12 protein-coding genes are annotated in these 15,624 nt (G+C 70.6%); 4 read left to right on the forward strand and 8 right to left on the reverse strand.

Annotation, left to right across the window (positions count from 1 at the left end; translation table 11 throughout):
- Positions 1 to 12: 12 nt before the first annotated feature.
- The 3 genes from OG276_RS18370 (at position 13) to OG276_RS18380 (ending at position 2,914) form a co-directional block, all read left to right on the forward strand.
- A complete protein-coding gene (locus OG276_RS18370) occupies positions 13 to 1,104 on the forward strand; it encodes a ParA family protein (protein WP_266906846.1) in 1,092 nt (363 codons plus the stop codon).
- Positions 1,101 to 2,195 (forward strand): ParB/RepB/Spo0J family partition protein, encoded by a 1,095-nt coding sequence (locus OG276_RS18375; protein WP_266906848.1) that lies wholly within the window; start codon positions 1,101 to 1,103, stop codon positions 2,193 to 2,195. Before OG276_RS18370 ends, OG276_RS18375 begins: the two co-directional genes overlap by 4 nt.
- Before the next feature lie 101 nt (positions 2,196 to 2,296).
- Positions 2,297 to 2,914 carry a GNAT family N-acetyltransferase gene (locus OG276_RS18380; protein ID WP_266906850.1) on the forward strand — a complete coding sequence of 206 codons (618 nt, stop codon included), beginning with the start codon at positions 2,297 to 2,299 and terminating at the stop codon, positions 2,912 to 2,914.
- 129 nt (positions 2,915 to 3,043) lie between these two features.
- On the opposite strand, the gene trxA is transcribed toward OG276_RS18380, so the two are convergent.
- The 7 genes from trxA to OG276_RS18415 form a co-directional block, all read right to left on the reverse strand.
- Entirely contained in the window at positions 3,044 to 3,382 is a 339-nt protein-coding gene (gene trxA / locus OG276_RS18385) for a thioredoxin (RefSeq protein WP_266906852.1), read from the reverse strand.
- A gap of 54 nt (positions 3,383 to 3,436) precedes the next feature.
- A complete protein-coding gene (trxB, locus tag OG276_RS18390; RefSeq protein ID WP_266906854.1) occupies positions 3,437 to 4,396 on the reverse strand; it encodes a thioredoxin-disulfide reductase in 960 nt (319 codons plus the stop codon).
- A 125-nt stretch (positions 4,397 to 4,521) separates the two neighbouring features.
- Positions 4,522 to 5,481, reverse strand: coding sequence for an anti-sigma factor (locus tag OG276_RS18395; RefSeq protein WP_266906856.1), 960 nt, complete (start codon positions 5,479 to 5,481; stop codon positions 4,522 to 4,524).
- Positions 5,478 to 6,179, reverse strand: a complete 702-nt coding sequence (sigM, locus tag OG276_RS18400; RefSeq protein WP_266906858.1) for an RNA polymerase sigma factor SigM — start codon at positions 6,177 to 6,179, stop codon at positions 5,478 to 5,480. Before sigM ends, OG276_RS18395 begins: the two co-directional genes overlap by 4 nt.
- Before the next feature lie 25 nt (positions 6,180 to 6,204).
- Positions 6,205 to 7,929, reverse strand: a complete 1,725-nt coding sequence (locus OG276_RS18405; RefSeq protein ID WP_266906860.1) for a protein kinase family protein — start codon at positions 7,927 to 7,929, stop codon at positions 6,205 to 6,207.
- Positions 7,930 to 8,046: 117 nt separating this feature from the next.
- A complete protein-coding gene (gene murJ, locus OG276_RS18410) occupies positions 8,047 to 10,224 on the reverse strand; it encodes a murein biosynthesis integral membrane protein MurJ (protein WP_266906862.1) in 2,178 nt (725 codons plus the stop codon).
- 46 nt (positions 10,225 to 10,270) lie between these two features.
- Positions 10,271 to 12,541 carry a DUF6049 family protein gene (locus tag OG276_RS18415; RefSeq protein WP_266906864.1) on the reverse strand — a complete coding sequence of 757 codons (2,271 nt, stop codon included), beginning with the start codon at positions 12,539 to 12,541 and terminating at the stop codon, positions 10,271 to 10,273.
- Between the two features lie 187 nt (positions 12,542 to 12,728).
- Between OG276_RS18415 and OG276_RS18420 the strand changes: the two genes are divergently transcribed.
- Positions 12,729 to 14,195, forward strand: a complete 1,467-nt coding sequence (locus tag OG276_RS18420) for a CCA tRNA nucleotidyltransferase (RefSeq protein WP_266906866.1) — start codon at positions 12,729 to 12,731, stop codon at positions 14,193 to 14,195.
- Positions 14,196 to 14,280: 85 nt separating this feature from the next.
- Here OG276_RS18420 and OG276_RS18425 read toward each other — a convergent pair whose 3' ends face one another.
- Positions 14,281 to 15,561 (reverse strand): MFS transporter, encoded by a 1,281-nt coding sequence (locus OG276_RS18425; protein WP_266906868.1) that lies wholly within the window; start codon positions 15,559 to 15,561, stop codon positions 14,281 to 14,283.
- Between the last annotated feature and the right edge of the window lie 63 nt (positions 15,562 to 15,624).

The raw sequence follows: 15,624 nt of genomic DNA on the forward strand, positions 1-15,624 counted from the left end.
AACCCCGGTGACATGGCAGGCTCTGTTCATCGCGAGCCTGATGCCGAGGAGAGTGACACCGTGCGGTCAGACGCCAACCTTGCGGGGCCGATGGCCGATCCGGTCCCCGGTCCCCGCTCTGAATTCCCGGGCGACGATGTTTCACGTGAAACATCGGCCCCGCCCCTCGTGGACAACGAGGACACGCCCATCGGCCGTGCCGCCCAGATCGCGGTCGAGGCCCTCGGACGTGCGGGTGAGGGCCTGCCGAGGCCCCCGAAGACCCGGATCATGGTGGTGGCCAACCAGAAGGGCGGCGTGGGCAAGACCACGTCGACCGTGAACCTGGCCGCATCCCTGGCCCTGCACGGTGCGCGGGTCTTGGTGGTCGACCTCGACCCCCAGGGCAACGCCTCGACGGCGCTGGGCATCGACCACCACGCGGACGTGCCGTCCATCTACGACGTGCTCGTGGACAGCCGGCCGCTGATGGAGGTCGTCCAGCCGGTGGCCGACGTGGAGGGGCTCTTCTGTGCGCCGGCCACGATCGACCTGGCGGGTGCCGAGATCGAGCTCGTGTCCCTCGTGGCGCGGGAGAGCCGTCTCCAGCGGGCCATCCAGGCGTACGAGCAGCCGCTCGATTACATCCTGATCGACTGCCCGCCCTCGCTGGGCCTGCTGACGGTGAACGCTCTGGTCGCGGGCGCGGAGGTGCTGATCCCGATCCAGTGCGAGTACTACGCGCTGGAGGGACTGGGTCAGCTGCTGCGCAACGTGGACCTGGTGCGGGCGCACCTGAACCCGACGCTGCACGTGTCCACGATCCTGCTGACGATGTACGACGGCAGGACCCGGCTGGCTTCGCAGGTGGCGGAGGAGGTGCGCACCCACTTCGGCAAGGAGGTGCTGCGCACGAGCATCCCGCGGTCGGTCCGCATCTCCGAGGCTCCGAGCTACGGGCAGACGGTGCTGACCTATGACCCGGGTTCCAGCGGTTCCCTCTCCTACCTGGAGGCGGCGCGGGAGATCGCGCTGCGAGGGGCCGGATTCCAGTACGACCCCCAGCACCCCCATCAGGGTGCGGGCATGAACAACACGCACAGCGTGGCGGAGGGGATCCAGTGAGCGAGCGACGTAGGGGTCTGGGGCGGGGGCTCGGCGCGCTGATTCCCGCGGCTCCCCAGGAGAAGGTGCCGCCGGTGATCGGTGCCGGGTCGATGTCTCCGTCGGCGGTGCCGGTGCTGCCGTCGGAGCGGGGTATCGCGGCGGCGAAGCTGGCTTCGCTGGCGCAGGCCGATGTTTCACGTGAAACATCGCCGGTGGCCGCGCCCGTGAGTGAGCCGGAGCCGGTTGCCGCTCCGGCGGCCGGTGAGGTGGCGGGGGCTACGTTCGCGGAGCTCCCGATGGACTCGATCACGCCGAATCCGCGGCAGCCGCGCGAGGTGTTCGACGAGGACGCGCTGGCCGAGCTGGTGACCTCCATTCAGGAGGTGGGCCTGCTCCAGCCGGTGGTGGTGCGCCAGTCCGGTCCGGGCCGCTATGAGCTGATCATGGGCGAGCGGCGCTGGCGGGCGTGCCGGGAGGCCGGCCTGGACCGGATTCCGGCGATCATCCGGGCCACGGACGACGAGAAGCTGCTGCTGGACGCGCTCCTGGAGAACCTGCACCGGGCGCAGCTGAACCCCTTGGAGGAGGCGGCCGCGTACGACCAGCTGCTCCAGGACTTCAACTGCACGCACGATCAGCTGGCGGACCGGATCGGGCGTTCCCGTCCGCAGGTCTCGAACACGCTGCGCCTGCTGAAGCTCTCCCCGCCCGTGCAGCGGCGGGTGGCTGCGGGTGTGCTGTCGGCGGGGCACGCGCGGGCTCTGCTGTCGGTGGACAACTCCGAGGAGCAGGACCGGCTGGCGCACCGGATCGTCGCCGAGGGCCTCTCGGTGCGTGCGGTCGAGGAGATCGTGGCACTGATGGGCTCGGAGTCGCCGAGTTTGGTGAAGCCGAAGGGTCCGCGGGCGGGTGCCCGGGTCGCCCCGGCGCTCAACGAACTGGCGACGAGGCTGTCGGACCGGTTCGAGACGCGGGTGAAGGTGGATCTGGGCCAGAAGAAGGGCAAGATCACCGTCGAGTTCGCGTCGATGGAGGACCTGGAGCGGATTCTGGGGACCCTGGCGCCGGGCGAGGGCCGGGTGCTGGACCAGGGCGCTGCCGGGGAGTAACCCACAGCCTGGGGGCGGGTCGTGCCGGTGTGAGCCGGCGCCGCCCGCCCCTTTGCCTTGCTGCGGTTTCGGGTGATTCGAGCTGTGGATACGATGCGGTCATGGGTCGTCGGCTGGTACCGCTCACGCTGGACAACCTCCAAGACCTGCCCCGGCGTTGCCGGTCCTGTGTCTTCTGGGAGCTGGACCCCGTCAGCGGCGAGGCCGCCGTCAAGGCGGGGAATGCTTCCGAGGAGAAGGAGGCGTGGATCTCCGCCGTCCTCCTGGAGTGGGGCTCGTGCGGCCGGGTGGTCTACGTGGACGAGGTTCCGGTGGGATTCGTTCTGTACGCGCCGCCGGCGTACGTGCCGCGTGCGACGGCCTTCCCGACCAGCCCGGTGTCCCCGGACGCCGTACAGCTCATCACTTCGTGGATCATGCCCGGGTACCAGGGCCAGGGCTTGGGGCGGGTGATGGTGCAGACGGTGGCGAAGGACCTGCTGCGCAGGGGGTTCCGGGCCATCGAAGCGTTCGGGGATGCCCGTTGGGACGGTCCGGCCTGTCTGCTGCCGGCGGACCACCTGCTGGCGGTGGGCTTCAAGACGGTACGCCCGCATCCGACGCGTCCCCGGCTGCGGCTGGAACTGCGCTCCACGCTGTCCTGGAAGGAAGACGTGGAGCTGGCCCTGGACCGGTTGCTGGGTGCGGCCCGGAAGGAACCGGCGCTTCGTCCGCTGTGACCCGTGCTGCGTCCGCTGTGAGACGGGAGCAGGCTGGTCCCGGACCGTCCTGAACATGCGAACGGGGCCGCCCCTGGCAGGGGGCGGCCCCGTGTCACACGATCGCGTCCGGCCTGGGACGCGGGTGCGTCAGGCCTTGATGGTGACGAAGCCGTCGAGGTCGCGCAGGATGGCGGCCTTCGGCTTGGCGCCGACGATGGTCTTGACGACCTCGCCGCCCTGGTAGACGTTCAGCGTCGGGATGGACATGACGCCGTACTTGGCCGCCGTTTCCGGGTTCTCGTCGATGTTGAGCTTGACGATCTCGATCTCGTCACCGTATTCGGAGGCGATGGCCTCGAGGGACGGAGCGATCTGGCGGCACGGACCGCACCAGGCGGCCCAGAAGTCCACCAGGACGGGCTTGTCGCTCTTGAGGACGTCGTCATCGAAGCTTGCGTCGGTGACGGTCTTGAGGGTGCCGGCCACAACGGCCTCCTTCTTTTCCTGCGGGGAGTGGGGTGTGGTGCTGCTTTGGGGGTGTCAGACCGCCGCGTGCGCCTTCTCGGCGTCTGCGAGGGCGGCGAGGAAGCGCTCGGCGTCGAGGGCCGCGGAGCAGCCCGTGCCCGCGGCAGTGATGGCCTGACGGTAGGTGTGGTCGACCACGTCGCCCGCGCCGAACACGCCGGTGAGGCTGGTGCGGGTGGAGGGGGCGTCGACCTTGAGGTAGCCCTCCTCGTCGAGGTCGAGCTGGTCCTTGAACAGCTCGGTGCGCGGGTCGTGGCCGACGGCGATGAAGAGGCCGGTCACGGGCAGCTCGGAGGTCTCACCGGTCTTGGTGTTGCGCAGGGTGAGGCCGGTGAGCTTCTGCTCGCCGTGGATCTCCGCGACCTCGCTGTCCCAGGCGAACTTGATCTTCGGGTCGGCGAAGGCGCGGTCCTGCATGGCCTTGGAGGCGCGCAGGGAGTCGCGGCGGTGGACGATCGTGACGGACTTGGCGAACCGGGAGAGGAAGGTGGCCTCCTCGATCGCGGTGTCGCCGCCGCCGATCACGGCGATGTCGTGCTCCTTGAAGAAGAAGCCGTCGCAGGTCGCGCACCAGGAGACGCCGCGGCCGGAGAGGGCGTCCTCGTTGGGCAGGCCGAGCTTGCGGTGCTGGGAACCGGTGGTCACGATCACGGCCTTGGCGCGGTGGACGGTGCCGGCGGTGTCGGTGACGGTCTTGATCTCACCGGTGAGGTCCACGGCGATGACGTCGTCCGGAATCAGCTCGGCGCCGAAGCGCTCGGCCTGGCCACGCATGTTGTCCATGAGGTCCGGCCCCATGATGCCGTCCTGGAAGCCGGGGAAGTTTTCGACCTCGGTGGTGTTCATCAGCGCGCCACCGGCGGTGACGGCGCCTTCGAAGACCAGGGGCTTGAGCGAAGCGCGTGCGGTGTACAGGGCGGCGGTGTAACCGGCCGGCCCGGAGCCGATGATGATCACGTTTCGTACGTCGCTCACGGGTTGATTCCTCGTCTCTGCGGACTGCCTGCTGCCTACCGGGGGGCCGGTGTGGACTCTCACCCCACCCAACGGATCCTACGGCGCCTGCATTCCCGAGTTTTCCCCCCGAGCCTTCCGGCCGTTCAACTCCTCGAATAGGTACTGGTGAGCAGAGGCTTTCCGGGGACGGCCGAGGGGTCGGTGACACAGGCGGAGCCGACGAGATAGGCGTCCACGACGGCGGGATCGCCCGGGTGCGGCAGGACGATGAGGAAGACGTCCTTGCCCTCGTAGGTGCCGGACTCGAAGCCCAGGGGGCTCTCGGTGCGCCCGGTGGCTTCCTGCACGCAGGCGGGCGCCCGGGGCGTCCGGCCATCGGCCGGGGCGGGGCTCGGCTCGGATTGCGGGCTGTTCTCCACTCCGAAGGTGTTGTTCCCCTCCCCCGCAGCCTTGTCCCCCCGGCTGCCGGACGCGAGGAGCTCGCGCACCGTGCCGGGGAGCCCCTGGGCGGTGTACTCGGGTGTGCCGGACCTGGACTGGGCGGAGGATGCGTCGCTCCGCGCGTCTCCGGACAGGGCACGGTCGCCGGACGTCAGGCCGAACACCATGACGCCGGCGGCGCACGCCGCGAGGAGGCCGCCCGCGAGAGCGATCCGGCGGCGTGCGCGGCGCCGGCCGGGGCCGGTTGGGCCGGCCGGGTGACCGGAAGGCCGCAGGGCGCCGGGGTCACCGAGCGGTCCGAGCGGTCCGGGGGATGTTTCACGTGAAGCATCGGGACCGGGGACCTCTGGGGCCGCCGGGTCCGGATGGCCGGTGCCGGGCTCCTCGTGCCGGGTGGTGGCATCGAGGAGGGCTTCGGCGGCGAGGGCCGCGTCGATCCGGCCGGAGACGTCGACGGGCATCCGGGCCGGACCGGGCAGGGTGCCGAGCAGGGCCCGGATCTCCTCCAGGGAGGCACGGACGTCCTCGCACAGGGGGCAGTCGCCTAGATGGCTGCGGACCTCCGCGGTGCGGGACGGGGAGAGGAGGCCTTCCGCCAGCTCGGAGATCTCCGAGACGTCGGGGTGCCCGATCGTGCCGGTCGCGCCGGTTGTGGGGTTCATGCTCGTCCACCTCCGCCCTTCACTGCGTTGGGATCCGGGGCCGGGTCCCCGTGGTCTGCCGTCGGTGGGACGGTTGTCCCCGGTGTCCGGTTCCTTCCCCGCTCGGTATCGGTGTTATCCCCGGTATGTGTGCGCAGATGAGTGAGGAGCGGGACGAGTTTCGCCCTGCCGCGCGCGCAGCGGCTCTTCACGGTGCCGACGGGGACGTCGAGGAGGGCGGCGGCCTCGGCGACGGGGTAGCCCTGCATGTCGACGAGGACCAGGGCTGCCCGCTGATCGGCCGGGAGGGTGCCCAGGGCGGCCAGTAGCTGCCGGTGGAGGTCCTGGCGCTCCGCAGGGGCCTCGGCGGACTCGTGGGGCTCCAGAAGGCGCTCCAGGCGGTCCGTGTCGTCGAGGGGGGAGGTCTTCCGGGAGGCGGCCTTGCGGGCCCGGTCCAGGCAGGCGTTCACGGTGATGCGGTGCAGCCAGGTCGTGACGGCGGATTCGCCGCGGAAGGTGTGGGCGGCCCGGTAGGCGGAGACGAGGGCGTCCTGCACGGCGTCGGCGGCTTCCTCACGGTCGCCGAGGGTGCGCAGGGCCACGGCCCACAGCCGGTCGCGGTGCCGGCGTACGAGCTCGCCGAAGGCGTCCGGATCTCCGGCGGCGTGCAGCGACAGGAGGTCCTGGTCGCTGCGGCCGCCGGGTGTGGCTTCGTCCAATGCCGGCCCCCTCCCCTGCTGTCCGTCAGCCCGCGAACTTCACGTCCGTGATGGCCTGCTTGTACCCGGCTCCGGTGTAGGTGTCGCCCGGTGCCTTGGGCATCGCGGTGATCCAGAGCAGGACGTACCGGGTCTTGACCGGCTTCTCGCTGGTCAGGTTGAAGCTGCTGTCCGAGGTCTTGGCCGTGGCGATCTTCGGCATGCCGGAGATCTTGCCGGACGGGTCCAGGGAATCGACCGCGTAGAGCGTGGTGGTGGTGTGGTCGCCCGCGAACCGGAGCGCTATCGAGGCGCTGCTGACCTCGTGTTCGGCGCCGAGGTCGTAGACGATGCCGACGCCGGCCTTGTAGTCCGTGATGTCGGGGCCGTCGACGTAGTACTTGGTCCGCCAGTAGGTGGAGGAGTCCCCGTCGAAGGTGTTCTTGACGCCTCCGGGGTCCTGCTCCTTCCCGTCCGGGGAGTACTCGCGGGCCCGGGAGATGGCGAGGGGAACGGGCGCCACCTTCTCCGGGGTGTCGTTTGCCTTCTCGTGCGTGGTCTGGCTGCCGCTGGTGCTGCCCTGGTTGTTGCGGTTCAGCAGGGTGTCGGCGAGCTGCCAGCTGCCCAGGCCGAGGGCGGCGATCAGCAGGGCGGCGACGCCCCACTTGAGGACGCGGCCGGTACGGCTCTGCAGGGGCGGCGGCGGAGGTACGACGGTGAGGACCTGCGCGGTGGGCATGCCGGGGCCCTGGGGCCTGCCGTAGCTGCCCTGCTGGTAGGTGGTGTGCTGGTACTCCGGAGGCGCTGTGAAGGTGGGCTCCGGCGGCCGGATGCGGGGCATCGCGGCCACGGCCTTGGAGAGCTCTTCCGGGGTGGTGCAGGCGGGGTCCTGCCGCGAGGCGGTGGCCCCGTCGTTGGCGAGGGCACGCATGGCCAGCTCGCCCAGACCGCGGTGCACGCCCGCGCGGACCTGGTCGGGGGCGATCAGGCCGACGCCCTTGGGCAGGCCGGTGAGGCCGTAGGCGTCGTTCTCGTACGGCCAGCGCTGGGTCAGCGCGGCGTACAGGAGGGCGCCGATGGCCTCGGTGTCCGAGCGCTGCGGGGTCTCGCTGGTGATGCCGCGCAGGGCGGCGTTCACGGCGAGGCCGCGGATGCGGTACTGGCCCGAGGAGGTGCGCAGTATCGCGCTGGGGGTCAGCCGCAGGTGGGCCAGGCCCTCGCGGTGCGCGGCGGCCATGGCCTGGGAGACCTGGCTGACGAGCTGGTAGGCCTCGTGCGGCTCCATGGGGCCCGCGGCGAGGACCGCGGTGAGCTCCGTGGCGTCGGGGAGCCACTCGTGGACGACGTAGACGAGGTCGTTCTCCTCCACGGCGTCGAGGACCTGGACGAACCGGGGGTCGCCGAGCAGGGCCGAGGAGCGGGCGGCGGCCAGGACGGCACGGGCCCTCGCGTGGTCGGCGGGCAGCAGGTGGACGCCCACGGCCCGGCGCAGTTTCTCGTCCATCGCACGCCAGCTGCTGAATCCGTCCAGACGGGTGACGCACTCTTCGAGCCGGTAGCGTCTGGCCAGTTTGTGGCCGCTGTGCAGCTCGGGAGCGGCAGCGGGTGCCGGGTTCCTGCGATCGCCGTCCTTCTCGGGCATGGTTCCGTCCGCGGCTTGTCCGTTCTGGGTGTCCACCCCGTCGGCCGAGGCCTGGGCCGTCTCCGCGGCCAGCGGCTCGTCGCCGCTGTTGTCGGCCACGTCGACGGCAGCCGTGCTACGTTCCGCCACCGTCGTCCCCGCCTCCCCATCCGTTGCGCGCTGTCGGCCAGTCTGCGAAGCCAAGCCAATTGTGCCCACAGTCCACCGGTCTGCACGACACACCAGGGAGCAGGATGGTTGTACGCATCAGCGTCCCAGGCGTCCGCGGACCATCCCGACCATGGCGTTGAGTTCTTCGATGCGCATCCGCTTGGCGGCGACGAGGAACACCGCCGCCAGGGAGATGCCGCCGGCCACCAGTGCGGTGAGGGAACCGAGGGCTCCGCTGCCGATGAAGTGAAGGACGGCGTAGGCGACGGCGCCGGCCACGGCCGCGGCGGGGACGCAGGCGCCGATGAGCCGGGTGTAGGTGCGCATGACGTGCGCCCCGTCGAGGTCGCCGCCGAGTCGGGTGCGCAGTCGGCGCCAGGCGACACCGACGCCCACGGCGTAGCCGAGGCCGTAGGCGGCGGCCATGCCGACGACGGCCCAGCGGGAGGGGAGCACGAAGAAGGCGACGGCTGACATGCTCGCGTTGACGGCGGCCACGATGACCGTGTTGTAGAAGGGCGTCCGGGTGTCCTCGTAGGCGTAGAAGCCGCGCAGGACCACGTACTGGACGGAGTACGGGATCAGTCCGAGGCCGAAGGCCATCAGGATGAAACCGATGTTCTGGGCGCTCTCCGTGCCGGAACCGGCGTAGAGCAGGCCGGCCATCGGGACGCCCAGGGCGAGGAACGCGAAGGCGCAGGGCACGATCGCGACGGCCGAGGTGCGCAGTCCGTAGGAGATGTCGTCACGGACGGCGGCGGCGTCGCCGTCGTGGGCGGACCGGGAGATGCGCGGCAGGACGGCGGTCATGACGGAGACGGTGATGATGGCCTGCGGCATCTGCCAGAGCAGCAGGGCGTAGTTGTAGCCGGTGATGCCGGTACCGCCGTGGCCCTGCTTGTCGGCCACCTCGCCCGCCCAGGTGGCGAGCTGGGTGACGACGATGAGGCCGAGCTGGTTGGCGAGGACGAAGAAGAACGTCCACTTGGCCAGGCCGGCGGCCTTGCCGAGGCCGTGGCCCTTCCAGTCGAACCGCAGGCGCGGCTTGAAGCCGGCGTCGCGCAGGTAGGGAAGCATCGCCAGGGACTGGACGATGAGGCCGAGCAGGGTGCCCAGGCCCAGCAGGCGGACGCCTTCGGGGGTGATGCCGGCCTCGGTGACGCCCGTGGTGGTGAAGCCGCCGAAGGCCCAGATGAAGGCGCCGAAGGTGGCGATGACGACGATGTTGTTGAGGACCGGGGTCCACATCATCGCGCCGAACCGGCCGCGGGCGTTGAGGATCTGACCGAGGACCACGTGCACACCCATGAAGAACATGGTGGGCAGGCAGTAGTGGGCGAAGGCGACGGCGACGTCCAGCCGTGCCGGGTCGTCGGCGATCTTCTGCGACATCATGCCGATGAACAGCGGTGCCGCGAGCACGCAGACCACCGTGACGGCGCCCAGCAGGACCATGACGAGGGTCAGCAGCCGGTTGGCGTATGCCTCTCCCCCGTCCTCGTCGTTCTTCATCGCGCGCACCAACTGCGGGATGAAGACGGCGTTGAGGGCACCTCCGCCGACCAGGACGTAGATCATCGTCGGCAGGGTGTTGGCGACCTGGTAGCTGTCGTTGAGGGTGGCGACGCCGATCGCTCCGGCGATCACCAGGGTCCGCATGAAGCCGGTGATGCGGGAGACGATGGTGCCGGCGGCCATCAGGGCGCTGGACTTGAGCAGGCTGGAGGCGCGTCCGGCGGGCTTGCTCGGTGCCGGGGCGGCCACGGGCGCGTCCTCGGCCGGGGTGCGGGGCGCCGCGTCCTGGTCCCGGTAGAGGTGCGCGAAGGCATCGGGACGGGGGTCCTGGTCGGCGGCCTTGGTCACGAGGGAGTCCACACCGACGAACTGCGTGGTCGTGGCGTGGTCTCCGTAGGGCAGGTGCCGGGAGGGGCCGTCCGGCTCGGGCGGCGGGGTCTGGGCCCACACCCGGGGGTCCGGGGCGTACGAGGGGGCCGGTGGAGCCGCGTAGAGCGGCCCGGGCTCCTGGAAGGTGCCGGGCGGGGGCGGCGGGTGCGAGGCCCGGTCGTACAGGACCTCCGCCACCGGGTCCTGGGCGGAGAGGTCCTGCGCCCGGTACGGGTCGTAGGCGTAGGCGTCCTGGACATAGGGGTCGTGGTCCGGCGCTGGTGCGGGCGCGGGAACCTGTCCCGGCACCGGGGCGCCGGGGGCAGTGCTCTGGGAGGGCGCGGGCCCGCCAGTGCCCTGCGCACGGTCACCTTCGTACGGCGCGTTCATCGAAACCCCACCTCATCGTCCCCAGGCCGAACGGCCACGGCGTCGCTCAACGGTCCACTGTCTCACCCGTGCCGGACGGGTCCGCGCTTTGCGGTCCGGTGTCCGGGGACTCGTCACTCTGCTGCGTGTTCTCCTCGGCGGCGGCGCGTGCCGCGACGCGCTTGCGGCTGGCGTACATCTTGATGCCGGCCAGCACGAGGAGGAGCACACCGCCCGCGATGACGAGCATGACGGTCGGTGTCACCTCGGTGGCTTCGACGGTGAACTTGCGGGCCTTCCCGTAGGGCACTCCGTCAGTGGTGAAGAGCTGGGCGGTCACCTCGACCGGGCCGCTCGCGGTGGCGTTGGCGGGGAACTTCACGGTCTGGCTGTGGCCGCCCTGGACCGCTACTTCCTGCTGGGACTCCCCGCTGTCGCCGAACATCAGCCGGGTCGGGTTGGCGGACCGCACCCGGAGGACCAGGTTGTGGGTGTCCTGGACGAGGCTGTTCTGGACACTGACGGGGATGGTCGCGCTGTGTCCGGAGAGCGTCGCGTCGGACTTGGGAATGATCTTGACCTTCTCGGTCAGCTTGATCAGGTACCGCTGCACCTGGTCGCGATAGTCCCACGCGGCATCGCGGCGGCCGCGCCAGGAGGCGGACATCTCGCGGTTGGTGGTGTTGCCGAAGGGGATCTCGACGCGGTCGGGGGCGGTCAGGATCACCTTGAAGTGGTCGAGGGTGGTCTCGGTGGTGCGGATCTTCTCGAAGGCGGAGACCGGCAGTTCCTGCTTGCTCAGTGCCTCGGGGTACTGGCCGGCCCCCGGGACCTTGGTCGCGGCGCGGGGGTCGGGAGTCGCGGCGGCGGCCGCCTCCAGGGCCACGGCCTGGCTCCAGCGGCCCGCCTGCAGACCCCGTATGGCTGTGGCCATCGTCTGTACCTGGCTGGAGCTGGGCATGCGCTGCGGGGCGACGACGAAGCTGCGCTGGGTGTCGGTGTCCTGCAGGTTCAGGGCGAGGGTCTGGGCGAGGAACCGCTGTACCGCGAGGGTGGAGGTCCCGGTGCGGAGCATGTCGCCCTCGAAGGCGGTGGAGAGACCGGCGTCGGCGACGACCGCCGTGGTGCCCGCGCCGATGGGCCGGGCGGCCGACGGGGTGTAGCCGAGTGCACCGGTCTCCTGGAGGCTGTCGCTGCGGGTGAGGATGTTGTGGGCACCGGCCGACGTCGCGACGTTGACGATCGACGGGTCGATCGCCCCTTCCACGGGCCAGGAGAAGTCGGTGCTCGCGGGGACGTGCAGGACCGTCTCGACGGCTTGCTTCGCCTTGTCGGTGGCCGGCCGCAGCTGTCCCAGGGTGCCGGACACGTCCTTGCCGCGGTGGGCGAGCGAGGCGATGTCCGGATCGGCGAAGGGCAGTGCGACGACCTTCTTGCCCTGGACGGCGCTTTCCAGCGAGCTCAGCCACTGCTCGGCGACGGCCTTGTTCTTGCCCTGGACGGTCCGGCCGTCGGGGGTGCGGACCCGGTAGCCCTTGGTCATGGCGTCGACGGTGTAGAGCAGGTCCGGGTCGATGACCCAGGTGATGGGAAGGTCCTTGCCGAGGGTGACCATCTGTCCCAGACGCCCGTCGGACTTCAGCTCGGCGGCGAGGCTGTCGTCGAGGAAGACGGGGGTCTGCAGCTCGTCCGAGCCGGTCTCCGAGGTCAAGTGCGTGGTGGAGATCAAGGGCCAGACGTACGCGAGCTGGGACCGCTTGGCAGCGGCCTCCGGCTGCCAGGGCAGGAAGGTCCGCTTGATGCCGAGGACCCGCTCGTACTGGCGGCTCTCGGTCTCCCCGGACAGGGAGACGCCGAGCTGGTAGACGCCGTCCTCGTCCAGCTTCAGCTTGTTCACCGGAACCTTGAGGGTGAACGGCTGGCTGATCTTCGAGGGCAGCGAATCGATCTTCACGGCGAACTCGGCGCCGATCTCCGCCGGGTCGATGCCCGCCCGGAATCCGCCGCGATCCGCGACCTCGTCGATGGAGCCGCGGTCCGCCAGCGCCGGCCCGACCCGCAGACCCACGTGCGCGTCGGTGATCTTCTCGGAGCCGTTGTTGACCACGGTGCCCGAGATGGTGAGGGTGTCGCCCTTGATCGGGGCGCTCGGTGCCAGGGTGTCGAGCTGGATGTCGACGGCTGCGGCGGCCGTGTCGGCTGCCTGGGCTTCCGGGGCGTGCGAGTAGACCAGGCCGGCGAGTACCGGCGTCCCGGCGAGCAGGACGACAGCGCGCCGCAGCCAGCGTCGCCGGGCAGGAGCGAGGGGTGCCCCCTGGATGTCTGCCGCCTCGGCCAACGCGCTCGCCCGTCCCTCGAAGTGTCAGTGGTCGTCGTTTGTGCGTCCACGCATGGTAACGAGGCCCGCTGTGCGCGAGTGCCGCGCCTTGCTCCACATGATCGGGTCCGCCCCGGAGGGGCCGTGGGCCGGGGTGGCCCCAAAACACGGGAGCTCCCGGCGGGCCGGGCACGTACCCTTTTCTGTTGTGCCGAACGCCAACGAAGACAACCTCAGTGTCCTGAATCACGGGCAGGCCCGCGCGGTGAGCGAACTGCTGCGCATCGCCCCTGTCGCCGACGAGCTCGGCCGCCGTTTCCAGGAGGCGGGCTTCCGCCTCGCCCTGGTCGGCGGGTCCGTCCGCGACGCGCTGCTCGGGCGCCTCGGCAACGATCTCGACTTCACCACCGACGCCCGTCCCGAGGACGTTCTCAAGATCGTCAGGCCATGGGCCGACTCGGTCTGGGACGTCGGTATCGCCTTCGGCACCGTCGGTGCGCAGAAGGAGGCCCGCGTCGGAGACGTTGATCGAAGCTTCCAGATCGAGGTGACCACGTACCGCTCGGAGTCCTACGACCGGACCTCGCGCAAGCCCGAGGTCTCCTACGGCGACTCCATCGAGGAGGATCTCGTCCGTCGCGACTTCACGGTGAACGCGATGGCCGTCGCGCTCCCCGAGAAGGTGTTCGTGGACCCGCACGGCGGCCTGGAGGACCTCCGGGCGGGTGTCCTGCGCACCCCGGGCACGGCCGAGGACTCCTTCTCCGACGATCCGCTGCGGATGCTGCGGGCGGCGCGGTTCGCGGCCCAGCTCGACTTCGAGGTCGCCCCGGACGTGGTGGCGGCGATGACGGAGATGTCCGGCCGCATCGAGATCGTCTCGGCCGAGCGGATCCAGGGCGAGCTGAACAAGCTGCTGCTGTCCGCGCACCCGCGCAAGGGCCTGGGCCTCCTCGTGGACACGGGGCTGGCCGAGCACGTGCTGCCGGAGCTGCCGGCGCTGCGGCTGGAGAGCGACGAGCACCACCGGCACAAGGACGTCTACGACCACTCGCTGATCGTGCTGGAGCAGGCGATCGCGCTGGAAGAGGACGGCCCGGACCTGGTGCTGCGGCTCGCGGCGCTGCTGCACGACATCGGCAAGCCCCGGACCCGCCGGTTCGAGAGCGACGGACGGGTCTCCTTCCACCACCACGAGATGGTGGGCGCGAAGATGACCAAGAAGCGCATGACCGCGCTCAAGTACTCCAACGACATGGTCAAGGACGTGTCCCGGCTGGTGGAGCTGCACCTGCGCTTCCACGGCTACGGGGACGGGGAGTGGACCGACTCGGCCGTGCGGCGTTACGTCCGCGACGCCGGTCCGCTGCTGGACCGCCTGCACAAGCTGACCCGCTCCGACTGCACCACGCGCAACAAGCGCAAGGCGAACGCACTCTCCCGCACCTACGACGGGCTGGAGGAGCGCATCGCCCAGCTGCAGGAGAGGGAGGAGCTGGACGCGATCCGGCCCGACCTCGACGGCAACGAGATCATGCGTGTCCTCGACGTGGGGCCCGGACCGGCGATCGGCAAGGCCTACGCGTTCCTGCTGGAGCTGCGGCTGGAGAACGGTCCGATGGAGCACGAGGCGGCGGTCGCCGCTCTCAAGGAGTGGTGGGCGGCGCAGGGCTGAGGCGTTCAGGCCCTGAGGCGCCGAGGGCCCGGGCGGGCCGATGTTTCACGTGAAACATCGGGGCGGAGAGCCGGTCGTGCTGCGGTCAGGGCGATGTTTCACGTGAAACATCGCCCTGACGCACGAGGAGTGCCGCGGTAGCGGCGTAGAGCATCGCCACGCCGAGGTTCAAGGGGACGGAGTGCCCGTCGAGGGGGAGCACGAGAGCGGCCACCCCGGCGGCGCCGACGAAGGCGGCGTTGAAGAGCACGTCGTAGACGGAGAAGACGCGGCCGCGAAAGGCGTCCTTCACCTGGGACTGCACGACCGTGTCGGTGGAGATCTTGGCTCCCTGGGTGGCCAGGCCCAGTACGAAGGCCGCTGCCAGCATCGGTCCGGGCGCGAAGAACAGGCCGAGCGCCGGCACCAGCACCGCGGCGCTCGCGGCGCAGAGGGTGATGGTGCCGAGGGGCCCGAGCCTGCCCACCAGCCAGGGGGTGATGACGGCGGCCGCGAAGAACCCGGCCCCTGAAACACCGACCGTGACCCCCAGCAGAGCCAGCCCGTCGGCCTCGTTGTCCGACCAGGCGTAGCGGCAGAGCATGAGCAGCGTGACGAACAGGGCGCCGTAGCAGAACCGCATGACGGTCATGGCGGTGAGCGCCCGGGCCGCTTCGCGCCGGGAAGCCAGGTGCCGTAGGCCCTCGGCCAGGCCCCGCACGGTGAGGGCGGCCCCCTGGAGGACCGTCGGGTTGATCCGGCCGGGAGGGTGGTCGGGACCGAGGAGGTCCAGGGCCAGGCGCAGGGAGACCAGGGCCGCGCACAGGTAGAGGCCGGCTCCGAGGAGGACCACCAGGGCGTCGGAGTCGTCGGCCAGTATGCGGACGAGGAAGGCCATGCCCCCGCCGGCGACGGCGGCGAGGGTTCCCGCGGTGGGTGAGAGGGCGTTCGCGGTGACCAGTTGGCCGGGCGCGACGACCCGGGGCAGGGAAGCCGCGAGACCGGCCAGCACGAAGCGGTTGACCGCGGTCACGGACAGGGCCGAGGCGTAGAAGAGCCAGTCGGGGACGTGCGCGACGATCAGCATGCCGGTGACACAGGCGAGGAAGGCCCGCAGCAGGTTGCCGTAGAGGAACACCTGGCGGCGGCGCCAGCGGTCCAGCAGGACTCCGGCGAAGGGGCCGATCACCGAATAGGGCAGCAGGAGTACGGCCATGGCCGAGGCGATGGCCGCGGGCGAGGCCTGTTTCTCCGGGGAGAAGACGACATAGGCGGCCAGTGCGACCTGGTAGACGCCGTCGGCGGCCTGGGAGAGCAGCCGTACGGCGAGCAGGTTGCGGAAGTCCCGCAGACGCAGGAGTACGCGCAGATCACGTACGACAGCCATGAGGGAAAGGGTCACACACGCGGAGGGTCCCCGGGCATATTGCCCGGGGACCCTCCGTGGAAG

Origin of the sequence: Streptomyces sp. NBC_00086 (assembly GCF_026343255.1) — a bacterium.
GTDB lineage: Bacteria > Actinomycetota > Actinomycetes > Streptomycetales > Streptomycetaceae > Streptomyces.